General features: G+C 59.7%; 13 protein-coding genes. 10 read left to right on the top strand and 3 right to left on the bottom strand.

Features of this window, described 5'->3' with window-relative positions; all coding sequences use genetic code 11:
- Position 1 precedes the first annotated feature (1 nt).
- The 6 genes from PSH79_RS14430 (at position 2) to PSH79_RS14405 (ending at position 12,123) form a co-directional block, all read left to right on the top strand.
- Positions 2 to 1,369, top strand: a complete 1,368-nt coding sequence (locus PSH79_RS14430; protein WP_305437941.1) for a TolC family outer membrane protein — start codon at positions 2 to 4, stop codon at positions 1,367 to 1,369.
- A 225-nt stretch (positions 1,370 to 1,594) separates the two neighbouring features.
- Entirely contained in the window at positions 1,595 to 4,546 is a 2,952-nt protein-coding gene (locus PSH79_RS14425; RefSeq protein ID WP_305437940.1) for an autotransporter serine protease, read from the top strand.
- 41 nt (positions 4,547 to 4,587) lie between these two features.
- Entirely contained in the window at positions 4,588 to 7,674 is a 3,087-nt protein-coding gene (locus tag PSH79_RS14420) for an autotransporter serine protease (protein WP_305437939.1), read from the top strand.
- 62 nt (positions 7,675 to 7,736) lie between these two features.
- The gene (locus PSH79_RS14415) at positions 7,737 to 9,425 is read left to right on the top strand and encodes a polyurethanase (RefSeq protein WP_305437938.1); all 1,689 of its coding nucleotides are present in this window, start codon (positions 7,737 to 7,739) and stop codon (positions 9,423 to 9,425) included.
- A 286-nt stretch (positions 9,426 to 9,711) separates the two neighbouring features.
- Positions 9,712 to 11,565 carry a polyurethanase gene (locus PSH79_RS14410; protein WP_305437937.1) on the top strand — a complete coding sequence of 618 codons (1,854 nt, stop codon included), beginning with the start codon at positions 9,712 to 9,714 and terminating at the stop codon, positions 11,563 to 11,565.
- A gap of 183 nt (positions 11,566 to 11,748) precedes the next feature.
- Positions 11,749 to 12,123, top strand: coding sequence for a hypothetical protein (locus tag PSH79_RS14405; RefSeq protein ID WP_305437936.1), 375 nt, complete (start codon positions 11,749 to 11,751; stop codon positions 12,121 to 12,123).
- Positions 12,124 to 12,252: 129 nt separating this feature from the next.
- Here PSH79_RS14405 and PSH79_RS14400 read toward each other — a convergent pair whose 3' ends face one another.
- Complete coding sequence (locus PSH79_RS14400; protein WP_305437935.1) at positions 12,253 to 12,477, bottom strand: YgdI/YgdR family lipoprotein; 225 nt, start codon at positions 12,475 to 12,477, stop codon at positions 12,253 to 12,255.
- Between the two features lie 194 nt (positions 12,478 to 12,671).
- Here PSH79_RS14400 and PSH79_RS14395 point away from each other — a divergent pair, with 194 nt between their 5' ends.
- The 4 genes from PSH79_RS14395 (at position 12,672) to PSH79_RS14380 (ending at position 19,163) form a co-directional block, all read left to right on the top strand.
- Entirely contained in the window at positions 12,672 to 14,324 is a 1,653-nt protein-coding gene (locus PSH79_RS14395; protein ID WP_305437934.1) for a VRR-NUC domain-containing protein, read from the top strand.
- Entirely contained in the window at positions 14,321 to 16,636 is a 2,316-nt protein-coding gene (locus tag PSH79_RS14390; protein WP_305437933.1) for an ATP-dependent DNA helicase, read from the top strand. The genes PSH79_RS14395 and PSH79_RS14390 overlap by 4 nt, the downstream gene beginning before the upstream one ends.
- A gap of 5 nt (positions 16,637 to 16,641) precedes the next feature.
- The gene (locus PSH79_RS14385; protein ID WP_305437931.1) at positions 16,642 to 18,561 is read left to right on the top strand and encodes a PAS domain-containing sensor histidine kinase; all 1,920 of its coding nucleotides are present in this window, start codon (positions 16,642 to 16,644) and stop codon (positions 18,559 to 18,561) included.
- A 65-nt stretch (positions 18,562 to 18,626) separates the two neighbouring features.
- Positions 18,627 to 19,163 (top strand): hypothetical protein, encoded by a 537-nt coding sequence (locus tag PSH79_RS14380; RefSeq protein ID WP_305437930.1) that lies wholly within the window; start codon positions 18,627 to 18,629, stop codon positions 19,161 to 19,163.
- A 49-nt stretch (positions 19,164 to 19,212) separates the two neighbouring features.
- Here PSH79_RS14380 and PSH79_RS14375 read toward each other — a convergent pair whose 3' ends face one another.
- Together PSH79_RS14375 and PSH79_RS14370 are read right to left on the bottom strand one after the other, a co-directional pair.
- A complete protein-coding gene (locus PSH79_RS14375; protein ID WP_305437929.1) occupies positions 19,213 to 20,184 on the bottom strand; it encodes an IS110 family transposase in 972 nt (323 codons plus the stop codon).
- Positions 20,185 to 20,506: 322 nt separating this feature from the next.
- Positions 20,507 to 20,803: a hypothetical protein gene (locus tag PSH79_RS14370; RefSeq protein ID WP_305437928.1), complete on the bottom strand. Its 297-nt coding sequence runs from the start codon at positions 20,801 to 20,803 to the stop codon at positions 20,507 to 20,509.
- Between the last annotated feature and the right edge of the window lie 72 nt (positions 20,804 to 20,875).

Raw genomic sequence — 20,875 nt, 5'->3', positions numbered from 1 at the left:
GATGTCCGGCTGTATGAATAAGCTTTCCATGCTCGGGGCGGCATTGATGCTGCTCGTGAGTCACTCGGCAGTGGCGGCGATGGGGCCGTTCGAGATCTACGAACAGGCGTTGCGCAATGATCCGGTGTTCCTCGGTGCGATCAAGGAGCGTGACGCGGGCCTTGAGAACCGCGCCATTGGTCGTGCCGGGCTGCTGCCGCGCATCGGTTACACCTATAACAAGGGCCGCAATACGTCGAAGGCCACGTCCCTCGATGAACGAGCGCGCAACCGTACGGACGAGCGCAATTACAGCAGTTACGGCTCGGCCCTGACGCTGCAACAACCGTTGCTCGATTACGAAGCCTACGCGGCGTATCGCAAGGGCGTGGCGCAGTCGTTGTTCGCTGACGAGAACTTTCGCGGCAAGAGCCAGGAACTGTTGGTGCGGGTGCTGGATAACTACACCAAAGCCTTGTTTGCTCAGGATCAGATCGATATCGCCCAAGCGAAGAAGAAGGCGTACGAGCAGCAGTTCCAGCAGAACGAGCACATGTTCAAGCAGGGCGAGGGTACGCGCACCGACATTCTGGAAGCCGAATCGCGCTATGAGCTGGCGACCGCCGAGGAGATCGAAGCGCGCAACGAACAGGATGCCGCGCTGCGTGAACTGGGCGCACTGGTTGGCGCACCTTTCGTGGACATCAGCGATCTGGCGCCGCTGGATCAGAATTTCCAGACCTTCGCGCTGATGCCGGCCAATTACGACACCTGGCACGAAATGGCGATCAGCAATAACCCGAACCTGGCCTCCCAACGTCAGGCCGTGGAAGTGGCGCGGTACGAGGTCGAGCGCAACCGTGCCGGGCATCTGCCGAAAATCAACGCCTATGCCTCGATGCGGCAGAACGAATCGGAAAGCGGCAACACCTACAACCAGCGCTACGAAACCAACACCATCGGCCTGGAAGTCAGCGTGCCGTTGTATGCCGGCGGCGGGGTGTCGGCCTCGACGCGTCAGGCCAGCCGCTCCATGGAACAGGCCGAGTACGAACTGGATGGCAAGACCCGCGAGACGCTGATCGAACTGCGTCGTCAGTTCAGCGCCTGCCTGTCCGGAGTGAGTAAATTACGCGCCTACCAGAAAGCCCTCACCTCGGCGGAAGCGCTGGTGGTGTCGACCAAGCAGAGCATTCTTGGCGGTGAACGGACCAATCTCGATGCGTTGAACGCCGAGCAGCAGTTGTTCACCACCCGCCGCGATCTGGCACAGGCGCGGTACGACTATTTGATGGCCTGGACCAAGTTGCATTACTACGCCGGGACCTTGAACGAACAGGATCTGGCGCGGGTGGATGAGGCCTTCGGCCAAGGACCAAAAACCCGATAACACCTGTAGGAGCTGCCGAAGGCTGCGATCTTTTGACTTTGATTTTTTAAAGCCAGGATCAAACGATCGCAGCCTTCGGCAGCTCCTACAAAGAGCAGTAACGTGATCAAGCCGGTAACGCGCCTACCCCTGGAGGAGCTGCCGGACGCTGCGATCTTTTGATCTGGTTTTTTGGATCGCAGCCAGCGAAAAACCTGCATAAAACAATAAAAGTGAGTGGTGAACATGGAAGTACGCATCAAGCCGATATCGGTCGGCACCCTGTTGCTCGCAGTTTCCGTTTCCCAGGCCCAGGCTCAATACCTGGAATCCGGTCAGCCCGGCGATCCCGCCAGTTGGCGCAGTGCCGAGTTCATGCGCGACTGGGGTCTTGAGCGCATGCAGGCCGATCAAGCCTATGCGGCGGGCATCACCGGCAAAGGCGTGAAAATCGGCGCCCTCGATTCCGGCTTCGATGCCACCCATCCCGAGTTCGCCACTGACCGTTATCACCCGGTACTGGCCAGCGGCAGTTACATTGACGGCTCACCGTTCAACGTCGACGGCACGCTCAACCCCAACAACGATTCCCACGGCACTCACGTGGTCGGCACCATGGGCGCGTCCCGTGACGGCACGGGCATGCACGGCGTGGCGTACAACGCGCAGATCTACGTCGGCAACACCAATAAGAACGACAGTTTCCTGTTCGGTCCCAACCCCGATCCGCGCTATTTCAAAGCGGTGTACGACGCCCTGGCCGATGCCGGCGTGCGCGCGATCAACAACAGTTGGGGCAGTCAGCCGCCGGATGTCAGCTACCGCACACTGGCCGACCTGCACGCCGCTTACGCCCAGCACTTCAACAAAGGCACCTGGCTCGACGCGGCTGCCGATGTTTCCCGTCGTGGCGTGATCAACGTGTTCAGCGCGGGCAACAGTGGCTATCCGAATGCCAGCGTACGCTCGGCGCTGCCGTACTTTCAGCCGGATCTGGAAGGCCACTGGCTAGCGGTGTCCGGTTTGGATCAGAGCAATCAGCAGAAGTACAACCAGTGCGGTATCGCCAAGTACTGGTGCATCACCACGCCGGGGGCGAAGATCGACAGCACCATCCCGGGCGGCGGTTATGCGATCAAGTCCGGCACGTCGATGTCGGCGCCGCACGCCACTGGCGCGCTGGCGTTGGTGATGGAACGTTACCCGTACATGAGCAATCGGCAGGCACTCGAAGTGCTGCTGACCACCGCCACGCAACTCGATGGCTCAGTGACCGATGCGCCCACCGAGCGGGTCGGCTGGGGCGTGGCCAACCTGAACCGGGCGATGCGCGGGCCGGGGCAATTGCTCGGGGCGTTTGACGCCAATCTCGCGGCCGGGCAAAGCGATGTCTGGAGCAATGACATCTCCGACAAGGCGCTGATCCAGCGTCGGAGCGAAGACCTCGCCGAACACAGCGCCTGGCAGCAGACCTTGCAAGACAAAGGTTGGCAGAACGGTGTTGCCGCCGGTGCCAGTCAGCAGGATCAGACGGATTATGCCGTCGGTATGGCCCGCGATGCCGCTGCGGCAACCCGGGTTTATCAGGGCAGCCTGATCAAGTCCGGAGCAGGGCGTTTGCTGCTTACCGGGGAAAACACCTATCGCGGCCCGACCACGATCAACGGCGGCCTGTTAAGCGTCAATGGCTCGCTGGTTTCGGCTGTTACCGTCAATGACGGCGGTACCCTGGGTGGCTCCGGACAGATCGGCTCGCTGACCGCCAACAGCGGCGGCCGTGTCGCGCCGGGCAACTCCATCGGTACCTTGAACGTCGCCGGTGATGTGAACTTCGCGCCGGGCTCTACCTACGCCGTTGAACTGTCGCCCACCAGCAGCGATCGCATTGTCGCCGGTGGCACAGCCAATATCAGCGGCGCCACGGTCAGCCTGTCGCTGGAAAACAGCCCGACCTTGCTCAGCACCGCCGAGGCGCAAAGCCTGCTCGGCCGTCAGTACGACATCCTGCAAGCAGCCGGTGGCATACAGGGGCAGTTCGGCGCGGTACTGCCGAACTACCTGTTCATTGGCGGCAGCCTCGATTACGCGGCTAACGGCATTCAACTCGACATCGAACGCAACGCGACGTCCTTCGCCAGCGTCGGCCAAACCCCGAACCAGCGTTCGGTGGCCGCTGCTGTCGAAAGTCTTGGCGCCGGTAACTCGGTGTACGAAAGCCTGCTGCTGTCGGCAGATGCGGCGTCTGCTCAACAAGCTTTCCAGCAACTGAGCGGGGAAATCTACCCGGCCGTTGGTTCGATGCTGATCAACGACAGCCGCCAGTTGCGCGATGCCGTGGGCGAACGCCTGCACGATGTTTCGGCCAAACCAAACAACGGCTGGATCAAGGCGCTCGGAGCTTGGGGCAGCACCGATTCAAGCCATGACACGGCGGGTTACAGCACTTCGATTGGCGGCCTGCTGGCGGGTGTCGACGGCGCGCTCGACGAGCAGACTCGCATCGGTCTGGTCACCGGTTACAGCGACAGTTCGCTGAGCATGGGCTCGGGCACGCACTCGTCAGCCAAAGTCGACAGCTATCACCTCGGCGCTTACGCCGGACGCGAGATCGGCGCCTGGCGTCTGAGCACCGGCGCGGCCTACAGCTGGCATCGCGCCGATGTGAAGCGCGATCTGCAATACGGCAACGTCAGCGCCAAACAGAAAGCCAAGGTTGATGCAGCGACCACTCAAGTGTTCGGCGAGGCGGCTTATCGATTGCACCTGCAACCGTTGGCGCTAGAGCCGTTCGCCAACCTCGCTTATGTACATCTGGACACCGAAGGCTTTACGGAGAAGGGCGACGCCACCGCGCTGAAGAGCTCCGGCGATCAGCGTGATGCGGTGCTCAGCACCCTCGGTGTGCGGGCGATCAAGACTTTCAACCTGTCGGCTCAACAGTCGCTGGATGTCAGCGGCCATCTCGGCTGGCAACACAGCCTGAGCGATATCGATTCTGACCAGCATCTGCGCTTTGCCAGCGGTGGCACGCCGTACTCCGTAGAAAGTTCGGCGCTGGTACGCGATGCCGCGCTGGTCGGCGTGCAAGCCAGTCTGGCATTGAGCAAGGACGTGCGAGTCAACCTCAATTACGACGGCCAACTGGCCAATCGCGAGAAGAGCCACGGCGTTGGCTTGAGCCTGAACTGGCAGTTCTGAATAAACGGATTTTTCGCAACATCACTAAGGAAGGTCGCTGGATGAATAACAACAATACCTCCGCGCAAACGGGAGGCCGTTTTGCCCTGAAAACGCTGACTTGCGCCGTGTTGTACGCACTCACCACCATGGGCTCCGCGCACGCCGCGTCCTATGTGGAAAGTGGTCGCACGGGCGATCCGTCGAGTTGGCGCAGCGCCGAATTCCAGGCTGACTGGGGTTTGGGCGCCATCGGTGCCGATTACGCATACGCTGCTGGCTACACCGGCAAAGGCGTCAAACTGGGCATTTTCGACCAGCCGGTTTACGCCGCGCATCCGGAGTTTTCCGGCAGTAACAAAGTCATCACCCTGGTCACCAGCGGCATTCGCGAATACACCGACCCGTACATCCCGGTGAAAGCCGGGGATGCGTTCCGCTATGACGGTTCGCCCTCGGTTGGCTCCGACGGCAAGCTAGGCGCCCACGGCACTCACGTCGGCGGCATTGCGGCGGGCAGCCGTGACGGTGGGCCGATGCACGGCGTGGCGTTCGGGGCGCAGATCGTCAGCGCCGACAACGGCGATCCGGGGCCGGAAGATGGCATCGTTCGCGGTAACGATGGCGCGGTTTACAAGGCCGGTTGGGACGCGCTGATCGCCAGCGGCGCGCGGATCATCAACAACAGCTGGGGCATCGGCATCACCGACCGCTTCGACCTCGGTGGCCGCGACCCGGCGTACCCGCACTTCACCGTTAACGACGCACAGTTGCAGTTCAACGAGATCCGCACCTTGCTCGGCACCAAACCCGGCGGCGCCTATGACGGCGCCATCGCCGCCGCGCGCAGCGGGATCGTGACGATTTTCGCCGCCGGCAACGACTACAACCTCAATAACCCGGACGCCATCGCCGGTCTCGGCTATTTCGTCCCGGATATCGCACCGAACTGGATCACCGTCGCCGCGTTACAACAGAACCCGGATTTGGCCAGCGCCAATCCGTACATCATGAGTACGTTCTCTTCGCGCTGCGGTTACACCGCGAGCTTCTGCGTCTCGGCGCCGGGTACGAAAATCTACAGCTCGATCATCGAAGGCACCAACGCCGACAACCTGACCACCGGCTACAAAAATTACAACGGCACCTCGATGGCTGCGCCACACGTGGCCGGCTCAATGGCGGTGCTGATGGAGCGCTTCCCGTACATGACCGGCGATCAGGTCGCCACAGTATTGCGTACCACCGCCACCGACCTTGGCGCACCGGGCATCGACGCTCTGTACGGCTGGGGGATGATCAACCTGCGCAAGGGCATTGATGGCCCGTCGATGTTCGTCACCGAGCAGGACATTCCTGAAGAGTTTCGTATTCAGGGGGCTTACGGTTCCGGCCAGTTCGTTGCGGATCTGCCGGGCATCGGCGCGATCATCGATCAGGGCAAACCCACCGAGCGTGTGTGCACCGACATCACTTGCGGCCTCGATACCTGGCGCAACGACATTTCCGGCCACGGCGGTTTGACCAAGCAAGGGATCGGCACTCTGGTGCTGACTGGCAACAACACCTACAGCGGCCCGACCCTGGTCAATCAGGGCCGACTGGCCATCAACGGTTCGCTGCAATCGGCGGTCACCGTCAATGACGGCGGCATCCTTGGTGGCAATGGCCGCATCGGCACGTTGTCGGTCAACAGCGGCGGCACCGTGGCGCCGGGCAATTCGATCGGCACCCTGAACGTCGCGGGTGACGTCACTTTCGCGCCGGGTTCGACCTACGCGGTAGAGCTGTCGCCGACCAGCAGCGACCAGATCGTCGCCACTGGCAAAGCCGTCATTGAAGGCGCCACAGTGACCATGTCGCTGGAAAACAGCCCGACCTTGCTGACCACCGGCGAAGTCAAAAGCTTGCTCGGCACGCAATACAACATCCTGCAAGCGGCCGGCGGCATTGAAGGACGCTTCGGCCAGGTGCTGCCGGATTATGCGTTCCTGGGCGGCACGCTCGCTTACTCGGCGAGCGGCATTCAACTGGCGGTGGGGCGTAACGATGCATCGTTCGCCAGCGTCGGCCTGACGCCTAACCAGCGTGCTGTCGGTGCCGCTGCCGAGCGCTTGGGCGCGGGCAATGCGCTGTTCGAAACCCTGTTGTTGTCGGCAAATGCCGCGTCGGCGCAGCAAGCCTTCCAGCAGTTGTCCGGCGAGATTCATCCGGCCATCGGCACGATGCTGATCAACGACAGCCGTTACCTGCGCGATGCCGTGGGCGAACGCTTGCGCGAGCGTGATCTGTTCGACGCCAATGCGCCGACTGACGATCGCAGCAACGTCTGGGTCAAGGTGCTCGGTGCCTGGGGCAAAAGCGATGGCGGGCATGACTATGCCGATTCCAACAGTTCCATCGGTGGTTTGCTGGCCGGTGTCGACGGCTTGATCGCTGAAGATACTCGCCTCGGTTTCGTTACCGGTTATAGCGACAGCTCGTTGAGCATGGGCAGTGGCACGCATTCGTCGGCATCCGTCGACAGCTACCACTTGGGTGCGTATCTGGGACATGAAATCGATGCACTACGTCTGACCGTTGGTGGCGCTTATAGCTGGCATCGCATCGACGTGAAGCGTGATCTGCAATTCGGCGACGTCAGCGGCAAGCAGAAGGTCAAACGCGATGCGACCACTGCGCAACTGTTCACCGAAGCCGCTTATGACCTGGGCCTGCAACCGATGAACCTGGAGCCGTTCGCCAATCTGGCTTACGTGCACCTGAACAGCGACAGCTTCACCGAGAAGGGTGATGCCGCCGCACTCAAGGGCGGTGAAGACAATCGCGATGCGGTCTTGTCGACTCTCGGTGTCCGCGCCAAGCGCACGTTTGCCCTGTCGGACAAGCATCAGCTGGAACTGGGCGCAACGCTGGGCTGGCAGCACAACCTGAGCAGCGTCGACTCTGAAAACCATCTGGCATTCGCCAACGGCAACAGCGCGTTCAACGTGCAGAGCGTGTCGCTGGATCGTGATGCGGCGGTGGTTGGCGTACGCGCCGGGCTGGCGCTCAATCGCGATGTGCGGGTGAACCTTGATTACAACGGGTTGATCGGTAGCAACGAGAAAGACCACGGTGTGGGTCTGACCCTCGACTGGCAGTTCTAAAGGAGTGCTGGCAGTTCCAGAGGGAGCTGCCAGCACTTGTTTGAAGGAGGAGAGAGCACAACATGGGACTGTTTGATTACAAAAATGCCGATGGCAAAGCTTTGTACAGTGATGCCATCGCCCTGACGCTGTATGCCTACACGCCGACCGGCCAAGCCTTGCCAGGGACTGCCTGGAAGCCGGTCAGCGCGACGGTGCTGGGATACCAAGGCAAGGTCGGCGCGCAGGGCACGTTCTTCGGCGAGAAGGACGGTTTCACTAGCGCCGAAGCCGAAGTGCTCGGCAAGTACGACGCTGCCGGCAAGTTGATCGGGATCGGCATTGCCTTTCGTGGCACCGGCGGGCTGGGTTACAGCGACACCTTCGGCGACATGAAAAACAATCTGCTGGCCGCTGTCGGGCCTTCTGACTACGCGACTGACTATGCGAAAAACGCCTTCGACAATCTGCTCAAGGCTGTTGCAGCGTTTTCCATCGCCCATGGCATCGCCGCCAAAGACGTGCTGATCAGCGGCCACAGCCTCGGCGGTCTCGGGGTCAATAGCGTGGCCGAACTCAGCGCGAGCAACTGGGGGGGATTCTTCAAAGACGCCAACTATGTGTCTTTTGCCTCGCCGACCCAGAGCAGCACCGGCAACAACGTGCTGAACATCGGTTACGAGAACGATCCGGTGTTCCGCGTGCTCGATGGCACCACATTCAGCACTGCGTCGATGGGCAAGCACGACAAGCCGCATGAGTCGACCACCGACAACATCGTCAACTTCAACGACAACTACGCGTCCACCGCGCAAAACCTGGTGCCGTTCAGCATCGTCAATCCGCTGAACTGGTCGGCCCACAGTTCGCTGGGCTATGCCGATGGCTTGAACCGAGTCATCGACTCCAAGTTCTACGGCCTGACCCACAAGGACTCGACCATCATCGTCTCCAACCTGGAGGAAGCGTCCCGGGGCAAGACCTGGGTCGAAGACTTGGGTCGCAGCGGCGAGGCGCACACCGGCAGCACGTTCATCATTGGCACGCAAAGCAACGATTGGCTCAAGGGCGGGGCAGGTAACGACTTCCTTGAAGGCTTGGGCGGTGATGATCGTTTCCGTGATGACGGCGGCTTTAACATCCTCCTCGGCGGCCAGGGCTACAACACCTTCGAGTTGCAGAAACCGTTACAGAACTTCAGTTTCGCCAACGACGGTGACGGCACGCTGTATGTGCGCGATGCCTATGGCGGCATCAGCATGACCCGCGACATCGGCGCGCTGGTGAGCAAAGAGTCGGGTTCGTGGTGGGGCAGCAAGGAGATTACCTGGGGCGTCACGGCCAAGGGTTTGACCAATGGCAGTGAGCTGACCCAGTACAGCCATTCGCTTGGCGGGGATGGCTACGGCAATGCGCTGCACGCCACCAATGACGGTGACTGGTTGTTCGGGCTGGGCGGTGACGACAAGCTGATCAGCGACAAGGGTCATGTGACCTTCGTCGGCGGCGCCGGCAATGACGTGATGACGGCGGTGGGTGGCAACAACACCTTCCTGTTCAGCGGTGCGTTCGGCTTTGATGCCATCAACGGCTATCAGGGCAACGACAAACTGGTGTTCATGGGCGTCGAAGGCGCGGGGCAGGGCTACGACTACAAGCAGCATGCTTCGCAGTCCGGCGGCGATACCGTGCTGAAGATTGGCGAGTTTGCCGTGACCCTTGTGGGGGTTGGAGTGGCTAACCTGACGGACGCAAGTTTCGTGTTCGCCTAGATGCCTGAAATGATGCATTTAATGCAAACGACGCAACCCCTGTAGGAGCTGCCGAAGGCTGCGATCTTTTGATCTTGTCTTTAAAAAGCCAAGTCAAAAGATCGCAGCCTCGTTTCACTCGACAGCTCCTACATAGGAGGTGTCAGGCGCCAAAGTGCTGTCCGCCACGAGCCCTTGTGGGAGCGGCGATCAAGAAGTGTTGTATCGAAATGCTCCGGGGCGTCCCCATGGGGCGCCCTGGCTGTGAGCTATCTCTGACAATTCCAACAAAAGAGAGGCAATAGCGATGGGTGTGTATGACTACAAAAACCTCAGTACAGCTGATTCCAAGGCGTTGTTCAGCGACGCCATGGCCATCACGCTGTATTCCTACCATAACCTCGATAACGGCTTTGCCGCCGGGTACCAGCACAACGGCTTCGGCCTCGGCCTGCCGGCTACGCTGGTCACGGCACTGCTCGGTGGCACTGATTCCCAAGGGGTGATCCCCGGTGTTCCGTGGAACCCCGACTCAGAAAAACTCGCCCTCGACGCCGTGAAGAAGGCCGGTTGGACGCCGATCACCGCTTCGCAACTGGGGTACGACGGCAAAACCGACGCGCGCGGAACCTTCTTTGGCGAGAAGGCCGGTTACTCCACCGCTCAGGTGGAGATTCTCGGCAAGTACGACGCCCAGGGCCATCTCACGGAAATCGGCATTGCCTTTCGCGGCACCAGCGGCCCGCGGGAAAATCTGATCCTCGATTCCATCGGCGACGTGATCAACGACCTGCTCGCGGCTTTCGGACCCAAGGACTACGCGAAAAACTACGTCGGGGAAGCCTTCGGCAATCTGCTTGACGACGTGGTGGCATTCGCCAAGGCCAACGGCCTCACCGGCAAAAACATCCTGGTCAGCGGCCACAGCCTCGGCGGGCTGGCGGTCAACAGCATGGCGGACTTGAGCGGCGGCAAGTGGGGCGGATTCTTTGCCGATTCCAACTACATCGCCTATGCATCGCCAACCCAGAGCAGCACCGACAAGGTGCTCAACGTCGGCTACGAAAACGATCCGGTATTCCGCGCCCTCGACGGCTCGACGTTCACAGGCGCCTCGGTCGGCGTGCACGATGCCCCCAAGGAATCCGCCACCGACAACATCGTCAGCTTCAACGATCACTACGCCTCGACGGCGTGGAACGTGCTGCCGTTTTCGATCCTCAACATCCCTACCTGGATCTCGCACCTGCCGACGGCTTATGGCGACGGCATGAACCGGATCGTCGAGTCGAAGTTCTACGACCTGACCAGCAAGGACTCGACGATCATCGTCGCCAACCTGTCGGATCCGGCGCGAGCCAACACCTGGGTGCAGGACCTCAATCGCAACGCCGAAACCCACAAGGGCAGCACCTTCATCATCGGCAGCGACAGCAATGATCTGATCCAGGGCGGCAGTGGCAATGACTATCTGGAAGGTCGCGCCGGCAACGACACCTTCCGAGACAGCGGCGGCTACAACATCATTCTCGGCGGGCAGGGCAGCAATACGCTGGACTTGCAGAAGTCGGTGAACGCCTTCGACTTTGCCAATGACGGTGCGGGCAATCTGTACATCCGCGATGCTAACGGCGGGATCAGCATCACCCGCGACATCGGCGCCATTGTCACCAAGGAACCGGGTTTTCTCTGGGGCCTGTTCAAGGATGATGTGACCCACAGCGTCACGGCCAGCGGCTTGAAGGTTGGCAACAATGTCACGGCGTACGAGTCGAGCGTGAAGGGCACCAGCGGCGCCGACACGCTCAAGGCTAATGCCAGCGGCGCCTGGTTGTTTGGACTCGATGGCAACGATCATCTGATCGGCGGTGCGGGCAACGATGTGTTTGTCGGTGGCGCCGGCAATGACCTGATGGAGTCGGGTGGCGGGGCGGATACGTTCCTGTTCAATGGCGCATTCGGGCAGGATCGGGTGGTCGGCTTTACCGCCAACGACAAACTGGTGTTTCTTGGTGTGCAGGGTGTTTTGCCGAATGACGATTTCCGCGCTCATGCCACGGCGGTCGGGCAGGATACGGTGCTGAAGTTTGGCGGTGATTCGGTGACGCTGGTAGGGGTTGCACTGAATAGCCTGAGTGGCGATGGCATTGTGATCGCCTGATGTTGGTGGCGCGCCGGTAAGGGCGCCATCGCTAGCCTGTTAGATTGAAGAGCGCGCGGTTTAAAAAGTGACTCACTAGCCATTCTCTGACTCAAACCCTGTGCAAACAGGAAATGCGGCCTAAAGCCAGCACGTGCATACACGTTCTATAGCTAGCCGCCATTGAGCACAGGAGATTCAAACGTGAAAGGTTTCAAGGGGTATGTCGGGGTTATTGGACTGGCGCTGTTATCGGCCAATGCCTGGGCCGATCTGCCTCAAAGCTCGATTCTGAGCCGTTACGGAGTCACCACCGATCAGTTGCCGAGCCCGGCGAAAACCGAGGTGATCGAACCGGTTGAAAAGAAAAGCCGCTTTCAGATCCAGCCAGAACAGCCGTTCGTGACGATTCGTCTGGGCGAAGGCAAGCCGCCAGAAACCACCGGCAACCTGAGTATTGACCGTATGGCGCAACAGGATCGGGAGCGTTGCCAGCGTTTGCAGCGCGAACTGGCCAAGCGTGGCGGAACGTACCTGAGCTGCGACAACAACATCCCGGGCATGACTGCCTTCGAATAAAACAAAAAAAACCTGTAGGAGCTGCCGAAGGCTGCGATCTTTTGATCTTGATTCTAAAAAACCAAAGTCAAAAGATCGCGGCCTTCGGCAGCGTCTACAGGTGGATCGGGGTGTTGACGGGATCGGGGATCAGTCTTCCTTGCGCACCGTGGCCACTTCATCGGCCCGCACTTTCACCTTGGCACCGGAAATATCCTCGAACTCATAGAAGCCGTCCTTGGTTTTGGTCTTCGGCATGTCCTTGGTCAAATACTGGGTGCCGTTCTGCAGGGTGACCACGGTCTGGGTCGAGCAACCGCTCAACGCCAGCAGGGCAGCTACCGCCAACGGGATGCCCAGCGTCTTGATTTTCATACCCACGTCTAATTCCTCATTCGCTGTGATACCGAGCATTGTCGGTGTTCTAACGCGGTTGGTGCCATAGCGCCGGAAAAAGTTCGATAGAGCGGTGAAAAAATGCCATTGATCTTTTTCCGTTTGCGCCGGGGAGGGCAGAGCTGTTATCTGTACGCATAACCAGTACTCGCTCGACATGGCCCTGAATTCCCGTGACTGCCAATCCCCTCGATGATCCGTTCTATTACCTCAACAACTTCCGGCAAGTGCTTGATTGGCTTGAGCTTCGCTACGCCGATTTGATGAGCGAACCCGAGCTGGCATTTATTCGCGATTTCAAAGCGTTGCCCAAACCCTCGCAGGGCTTGCTGGTGCGAATGGTAATGCGCAAGGGGGTGCATTTTCGCGCGAGCAGGCTCAACTATGTGGAAATCGGCGATATCGCCCACGCAGTGCAGCCATTGCTGGATCAAGGCTGGATCGACGAACACGCCCCACTGGCGGTTGCCGAACTCTTCGACGTATTGCTCAAGGCCGAAGTTCTGCAAGCCTTCAGCGACGTTATCGAACAACCCAAGGGGCGCAAGGACGACTGGCTGCCAATGCTTGCCGAGCAATTCGCCGAACCGCGCAGTTTGCGCGAATGGGCACCGGCGCTTGCAGATCGATTGTTCAGCCTGGCCATCATGGACCTTTGCGATCGCTTGCGCCTGATGTTCTTCGGCAACCTGTATCAGGATTGGTCCGAGTTCGTGCTGGCTGACCTCGGCATCTTCACCTACGAGAAAGTAGAGTTCTGCGCTGATTCCCGGGGCTTGCGCAGCCGTGAGGACGTCGACGCCTGCCTGTTTCTGCACACCTGCCAATTGCGTTTCGAGGCTGACGAACCGCTGGAGCCCATTGTTAGGCAGGTCAGCGCTCTGCACTTCGACAACCCATGGCTGCAGCGTCGGCGCGACAAGGTGCTGTTCCAGATCGGTCAGTACTGTGAGCGCATCACCGAGTTCGCCCTGGCCCTGAACATTTACCGTAATTGCGCCTATCCCGGCGCCCGATTGCGGATGATCCGCGTCCTTGAGCGTTGCAGTGAATACGCTTTGGCGCTGGAAATCGCCACGCTCGCCGAGCAGGCACCACAAAGCGCGACCGAGCAGCAAGGCTTGCAGCGCATGGTGCCGCGCCTGCGCCGCAAGCTCGGTGGCCCGCCACTCAAACGGCTGGCGCCTCGACCGGTGGAACGTCTCGATCTGCACTTGCCGCGCACTGATCCGGCGCTGTCGGTGGAGTTTTACGTGCAGGCGCATCTGCATGACGACGACGGCCCGGTGCATTACGTGGAAAACAGCCTGATCAACTCATTGTTCGGGTTGCTCTGCTGGCCGGCAATTTTTGCGCCGCTGCCGGGGGCGTTTTTTCACCCGTTCCAGCGTGGTCCGGTGGATCTGCTCAATGAAGACTTTCAGCAGCGCCGTGCCGATCTGTTCGACGCTTGCCTCGCCGAACTCGATGACGGCCGTTATGCCGACACCATCCGCGCGCGGTTTGTCGCCAAGTGGGGCGTGCAGTCGCCGTTCGTGTTCTGGGGTGCCTTGAATGAAGCGCTGCTTGAACAAGCGCTGGCCTGCCTGCCCGCCGAACACCTCAAACACTGGTTCAACCGTTTGCTGCTCGATATCAAAGCCAACCGCGCCGGGATGCCCGACCTGATCCAGTTCTGGCCGCAGCGCAAAACCTACCGGATGATCGAAGTCAAAGGCCCGGGCGACCGCTTGCAGGACAATCAACTGCGCTGGCTGGAGTTCTGTCACGAGCACCAGATGCCGGTGGCCGTGTGTTACGTGCAATGGGCGGAGCAGAGCGCTTGAGCTACAGCATTGCGGTGCGGGCGCTGTGTGAGTTCACTGCCAAGACCGGCGACCTCGACCTGCGTTTCACCCCGTCACCCACGGCGCTGGAGGGCATTGCCGGCCATCGCACCGTGGCCTCGCGGCGCAATGACCAGTACCAGAGCGAAGTGGCGCTCGAAGGTGAGTTTCGCCAGTTGAAGGTCAAGGGCAGGGCGGACGGCTACGATCCGGCGCAGAACTGCCTGGAAGAAGTCAAAACCTATCGCGGCGACCTGAGCAAGCAACCGGCCAATCACCGCCAGTTGCACTGGGCGCAGGCGAAGGTCTACGGCTGGCTGATGTGTCGCAAACTCGATCTTGCGCAGATCAACGTGGCGCTGGTGTATTTCGACATCGTCAGCGAGAAGGAAACCTGCCTGGTCGAAGCCTTCAGCGCCGAGGCCTTGCAGGTCTTTTTCGAGCTGCAATGCAGCTTGTTCCTTAATTGGGCCGAGCAGGAAATGGCCCATCGCGACGCCCGCAATCTGGCCGCGCAGCATCTGGCCTTTCCGCACCCTGACTTTCGTCCCGGCCAACGGCATCTGGCTGAATCGGTGTTCAAAGCGGTGAGTACCGGCCGTTGTCTGATGGCGCAGGCGCCAACCGGCATCGGCAAAACCCTCGGCACGCTGTTCCCGATGCTCAAGGCCCTGGCGCCGCAGCAACTGGACAAGGTGTTCTTTCTGACCGCCAAGACGCCTGGGCGCAAACTGGCGCTGGATGCCAGTCAGGTGTTGTTCGATCAATCGGCAACCTTGCCCTTGCGGGTGCTGGAAATGGTCGCCAGGGACAAGGCCTGCGAACACCCGGACAAGGCCTGCCACGGTGAATCCTGCCCCTTGGCCCAAGGCTTCTATGATCGTCTGCCCGCCGCCCGGGAAGCGGCCAGTCGCATCAAGCTGCTCGATCAGGCCGCGATGCGCGAAGTCGCCGCGCAGCATACGGTGTGTCCGTATTACCTGAGCCAGGAAATGGCACGCTGGGCTGATGTGGTGATCGCCGATTACAACTATTACTTCGATTTCAGCGCATTGCTGTTTGGTCTGGCGCAGCTCAATCAATGGAAAATCGCGGTGCTGGCGGACGAGGCGCATAACCTGGTCGAGCGCGGTCGGCAGATGTACAGCGCCAGTCTTGATCAGGCGACGCTGGCCACCGTACGCAAAACCGCACCCGAAGCCCTGAAAAAGTCCCTGCAACGGGTCAACCGCGAATGGAATGCGCTGCATGCGCCGCAACTGGCGGCCTATCAGGCCTACGACAAAGCCCCGGAAAAACTGCTTCAGGCAATTTCCCTGTGTTGCTCAGCCATCGGCGATTACCTCAATGACCATCCGCAAGGGCTGGACAGTGGCTTGCAGAACTTCTACTTCGACCTGCTGCAATTCGGCCGGGTGGCGGAGCTGTATGACGAGCATTACCTGTTCGATATCAGCAAACGCGACCTCGACCGTAAACGTCCGCTGTCGCAGCTGTGCCTGCGCAACGTGGTGCCCGCGGCATTTATTGGCCCGCGTCTGAAATCTGCACGCTGCAGCGTGCTATTTTCCGCCACCCTCAGCCCGCGCAATTATTACGCCGACTTGCTCGGCACGGCGGCCGACACCGTCTGGATCGATGTTGAGTCACCGTTCAGCGCCGAGCAATTACAGGTGCAGATCGTCAGCCGCATCTCCACGCGATTCAATCATCGGCAGGCGTCGCTGGAGCCGATCGTCGAATTGATCGCCCGTCAGTTCAGTGAGCGGCCGGGCAATTATCTGGCGTTCTTCAGCAGTTTCGATTACCTGCAACAGGTGGCCTCGTTGTTGGCCGAGCGGCATCCGCACATCAACCTGTGGCAGCAATCGCGCGGCATGGTCGAGGGCGCGCGACAGGCCTTTCTCGATCAGTTCACCGCCGACAGTCAGGGCGTCGGCTTCGCCGTGTTGGGCGGCGCCTTCGGTGAGGGCATCGATTTGCCAGGCGCGCGGCTGATCGGTGCATTCATTGCCACGCTGGGGCTGGCGCAGCTCAACCCGGTCAACGAACAGTTGAAACGCCGCATGGCGGCCATCTTCGGCGCCGGTTACGACTACACCTATCTCTATCCCGGCGTGCAAAAAGTGGTGCAGGCTGCCGGACGAGTGATCCGCACCCGCGAGGATCGCGGCGTGGTGATGCTGATCGACGACCGCTTCGCCGAGAGCCGGATCAAACAGCTGTTGCCGCGCTGGTGGGCGATCAATCACGAAGCGGCTTCCCAATTGGCCGGATTGCCCCATACTTCTGCCCATGACAATGGCCGGTGAGTGTGATGAGCGAAAACAACAAGAGCGCAGCGATCGAAGATATGCGTTTTCGCTTATTGATCGATGCGGTGGTCGACTACGCGATCTACATGATCGATCCGGACGGCATCATCACCAGTTGGAACTCCGGCGCCAAGCGCTTCAAGGGTTATGAGGAGGCGGAAATCCTCGGCGAGCATTTTTCGCGGTTCTATACCGCTGATGATCGCGCGGCCGGCCTGCCACAGCGGGCGCTCGACACGGCGATCCGTGAGGGGCGCTTCGAAGGCGAGGGCTGGCGGGTACGCAAGGACGGCACGAACTTCTGGTCACACGTGGTCATTGATCCGATCATTGACCCGAGCGGCAAACTCCTGGGTTTCGCCAAGATCACTCGCGACCTGACCGACCGCAAGATGGCGGAAGAAACCCTCAAGCAGAGCGAGCAACAGTTCCGCCTGCTGGTGCAGGGCGTCACCGACTATGCGATCTATATGCTCAGCCCTGATGGGCGAGTCAGTAACTGGAATCAGGGCGCGCAGCGGATCAAGGGTTACCTGCCGGAGGAAATCATCGGTCAGCATTTTTCGATTTTCTATACCCCTGAAGAGCGTGAGCGCGGCGAGCCGCTGCGGGCGCTGGAGATCGCTACACGAGAAGGTCGCTTCGAGAACAAGAGCTGGCGCGTGCGCAAGGACGGCACGCGGTTTCTGGCGCATGTGGTGGTTGATGCGATTCGCGGGGAAACCGGTACGTTGCTCGGGTTTGCCAAGATTACCCGTGACGTCACCGAGGCCCATGAGGCGCAAGTCGCCCTGGAAAAGACTCGCGAAGCGCTGGCCCAGGCGCAGAAGATGCAAGCCATCGGTCAGCTCAGCGGCGGTATTGCCCACGACTTCAATAATCTGCTGACGGTCATTCTCGGCAACCTTGAGATCGTTCAGAAGCGCGTCGGCGACGACGCGAAGATCAGACGCTTGCTGGAAAACGCCACGCAAGGCGCTTTGCGCGGCGTGTCGCTGACCCAGCGCATGCTGGCGTTCGCCCGCCGTCAGGAACTCAAGACCGAATCGGTCGACATTCCCCTGTTGGTGCAAGGCATCACCGGGCTGTTGCGCAGCTCCCTGGGGCCGGGTATTCGCATCGAAACCCAGTTTCCCGCAAACCTTGAACCGGTATTGGCGGACACCAATCAATTGGAACTCGCCTTGCTCAACCTGGCGACCAACGCCCGCGATGCCATGCCTGAGGGTGGCAGTGTCATCATCAAGGCGCAGCCGGAAGTCGTGTTTGAACTCGGTCATTCGGACTTGGCGGCGGGTCGATATGTCTGCCTGAGCCTGACCGACACGGGTGAAGGGATGGATGAGCACACGCTGGCCATGGCCAAGGATCCGTTTTTCACCACCAAGGGCGTGGGCAAGGGCACCGGATTGGGGTTGTCGATGGTCTATGGTTTTATCGAGCAACTCGGTGGCCGCTTTATCCTCAAGAGCGAGAAATCGCACGGCACCACGGCTGAACTGTGGATACCGGTGGCCGTCGAGGGCGAAACGGCCAAGCCGGTGTCTCCGTCGACCGAACTTATCGCGGTGCCACGCCTGAGCGTTTTGGTGGTGGACGACGATTCATTGGTGTTGACCAGCACCAGCCTGCTGCTCGAAGACCTCGGGCATCGCGTGGTCAGCGCCACGTCCGGCACCCAGGCCTTGGCGTTGTTCGATCAAGGCGAGGTCATTGACCTGATGATCACAGACATGGCCATGCCGCACATGAGCGGGGCGCAATTGGCGCATGCGGTGCGTCTGCTCAAACCGGATCTGCCGATTATCCTCGCCACCGGTTACGCCGAACGCCTGGAGGGTTTTGCCGCGCAATTACCGCGTCTGCCCAAGCCTTTCACGCAATTGAATCTGGTGGAGATCATTGCTCAGTCGATGAAATGAATCCGGCTGAACTTGTCCGTGGCGGAGCGCTTCTAAACGTTTTCCTGCTTCGGAGCGTGCGTCCCGTGCCTCGCATATTGACTCAGCCCACCGCTGAAGAAACCCTGACCGAACATGACGCCAAGATGTTCGGTTCACCCAAGGAACGACTGGATTTCTATCGCCGTGAGATTCAGTACGAAACCAGCATCCTCGCCAATCGCACCGATGCCTATCTGGCGGCGCAGTCGTTTCTGGTGATTGCCTTTGCGTCGTGTATGTCCAACCTCAACCCGGAGTGGGGCAAGTTGTTTACGCTGGTGGTGCCACCGTTCCTGGCGCTGCTCGGTCTGCTCAGCTCGCTCAACGCCTGGCCGGGGATTCGCGCAGCGTATGACATCATCGATCACTGGCACTTCAAACAGAGTCATTTGCTGCAAAGCGAGCCGTTGATGGGCCTGGCCTATGACGAGTCGCCGCTGTTCAGCGAGATGGAATCGAGCCACAAGGGTTATCGCAAGTCGCTGCTGTTTTCGGTGCGTACGCCGTGGATTTTTGCGACGTTCTGGGTGGTGCTGGGGAGTTATGCGGTGTTTATTCAGGTGACGAATCCGGGGGGCTGAACGCCGGATCCTATGGCATAAATGCCCTCTGTAGATACCGTCTTGCCCCTCATCGGGCAAGGGCAATTTTCGGGTCAAATGGCTGGCCCGATTTAAGAACGGCGTAGACAAAATGTAGGAGTTTGCGCATCGCTGCACAGATGATTTGCTTGGGGGCCTTGCCGTTGGCCTTCAAGCGGTCCTTCATGGCGATGATTGCCTTGTTGTGCTTCAGTGCAACCAACCCAGGCATGTATAGACCCGCCCGAACGCGAGCCGATCCGATCCTCGAAATCACTGCTCTGCCTTTGAACTTTCCCGAGTCCTGCAGCTTTGGGTTCAACCCGGCGGCAGCGACCAGTTTGCGAGGGTCGTCATATTTACGCAGGTCGCCCAACTCTGCCAGCAGCCGCTCAAGGGTTTTCTGGCCAATACCGTCGATGGTCACGATCAAGTCGCGCATTTGGCGCATGTCTGGATCATCGTCGATGTGTTTTTTGATTGCTTTGTGAGTTTCAACGATCTCTTTCTCGATGTGACGCAGCACAGAGTTGATCGAGTCTTTGACCTTTTCGTCGGACACATCCAGGCGATTGAGCTCCATTTGCTCCATTTCCTGAAGGTCATCCAAGCGACGTACCATCGCCTTTAGCTGACGATATTTCAGCGGCTCCGGAGCCCAAAGCTGAAGCTTTTCAGCCTTTTCCCGAGCAAAGTCAGCGATCAATTTGGCGTCGCTTTTGTCGGTTTTGATCCGGCGCAGCTCGCTGTCGGCGTAAGCGTGGGTCGTCGCCGGATTGACGACGCAGACCCGGTAACCCTTGTTGTAGACGAACTCGGCAAGTTCCAGGTGATAAACGCTGGTGGCTTCCATCACGATCAGGGCTGTAGGCTCGACCTGCTTGTTCAACCAGGCGTCAAACTCTTTGAAACCTTTTGAGTCGTTAGCCAGTTTGGCCTTGGTTTTGTGCTTGCCGTTTGGCAGGTGAGTGGCGATATCAAAGGTATTTTTAGCGACATCGACGCCGACGAAATTGGACATGACCGTTTCTCCATTAATCGGTTTTCGATCATCACTGCACTCTGTCCAACCTTGCGAATGCGGGCTCTCGCCAGAGACGGGCCCAAGATACCGTTCGAACTATACGAGTGAGTGTGGAGGGCTGGAGCACGATCTACATCACAGGCAAAAAGCCTAAGGAGCTGCACGGCTTCCAAGTCCCTCCCTCGATGATCAGTCGAGAACTATCGCTCCTGACGGAGCGATAGTCGAGATACAAGGAGCTGCCGCAGGCTGCGATCTTCAAAGGCCAGATCACAAATTCGCAGCCTGCGGCAGCTCCTACAGAAGGGCGTCGTGCAAGTCACTCGGTTGTTTCAAGCTGTCGCCGCAACCCCTGCGAATTCTGCACCGACATTGGAATCGGCGGGAAATCCTCATTCAGCACACATAAATGCTCAATCGCATCGGCAAACTTCACATCGGCTTTCTGGCGTAACGCCCGATAGTGCTCGAACTGTTCGAAGTCCAGTTGCCCGGATTCCAGCAATTCATGAGCCGTCCGATTCAGCGCCTGCGCTTCTTCGAACAATTGACGATTGCGCTCCAGAGCCAACGCTCTGCAAGCCTTGATTTGCGCAGGAGTCGAGCATTCTTTCATGACCGTAACCTTAAGTTTTCAAGGATTCCTTTTCATAGGCTTGTCGCCGCAGGGGAACCGAACCTGCCGGAC

This window comes from Pseudomonas sp. FP2196 (genome assembly GCF_030687715.1).
In the GTDB taxonomy this organism is placed as follows: domain Bacteria; phylum Pseudomonadota; class Gammaproteobacteria; order Pseudomonadales; family Pseudomonadaceae; genus Aquipseudomonas.
Note: the sequence above shows the minus strand (reverse complement) of the source record. Positions and strands in the feature narration are given on the sequence as shown.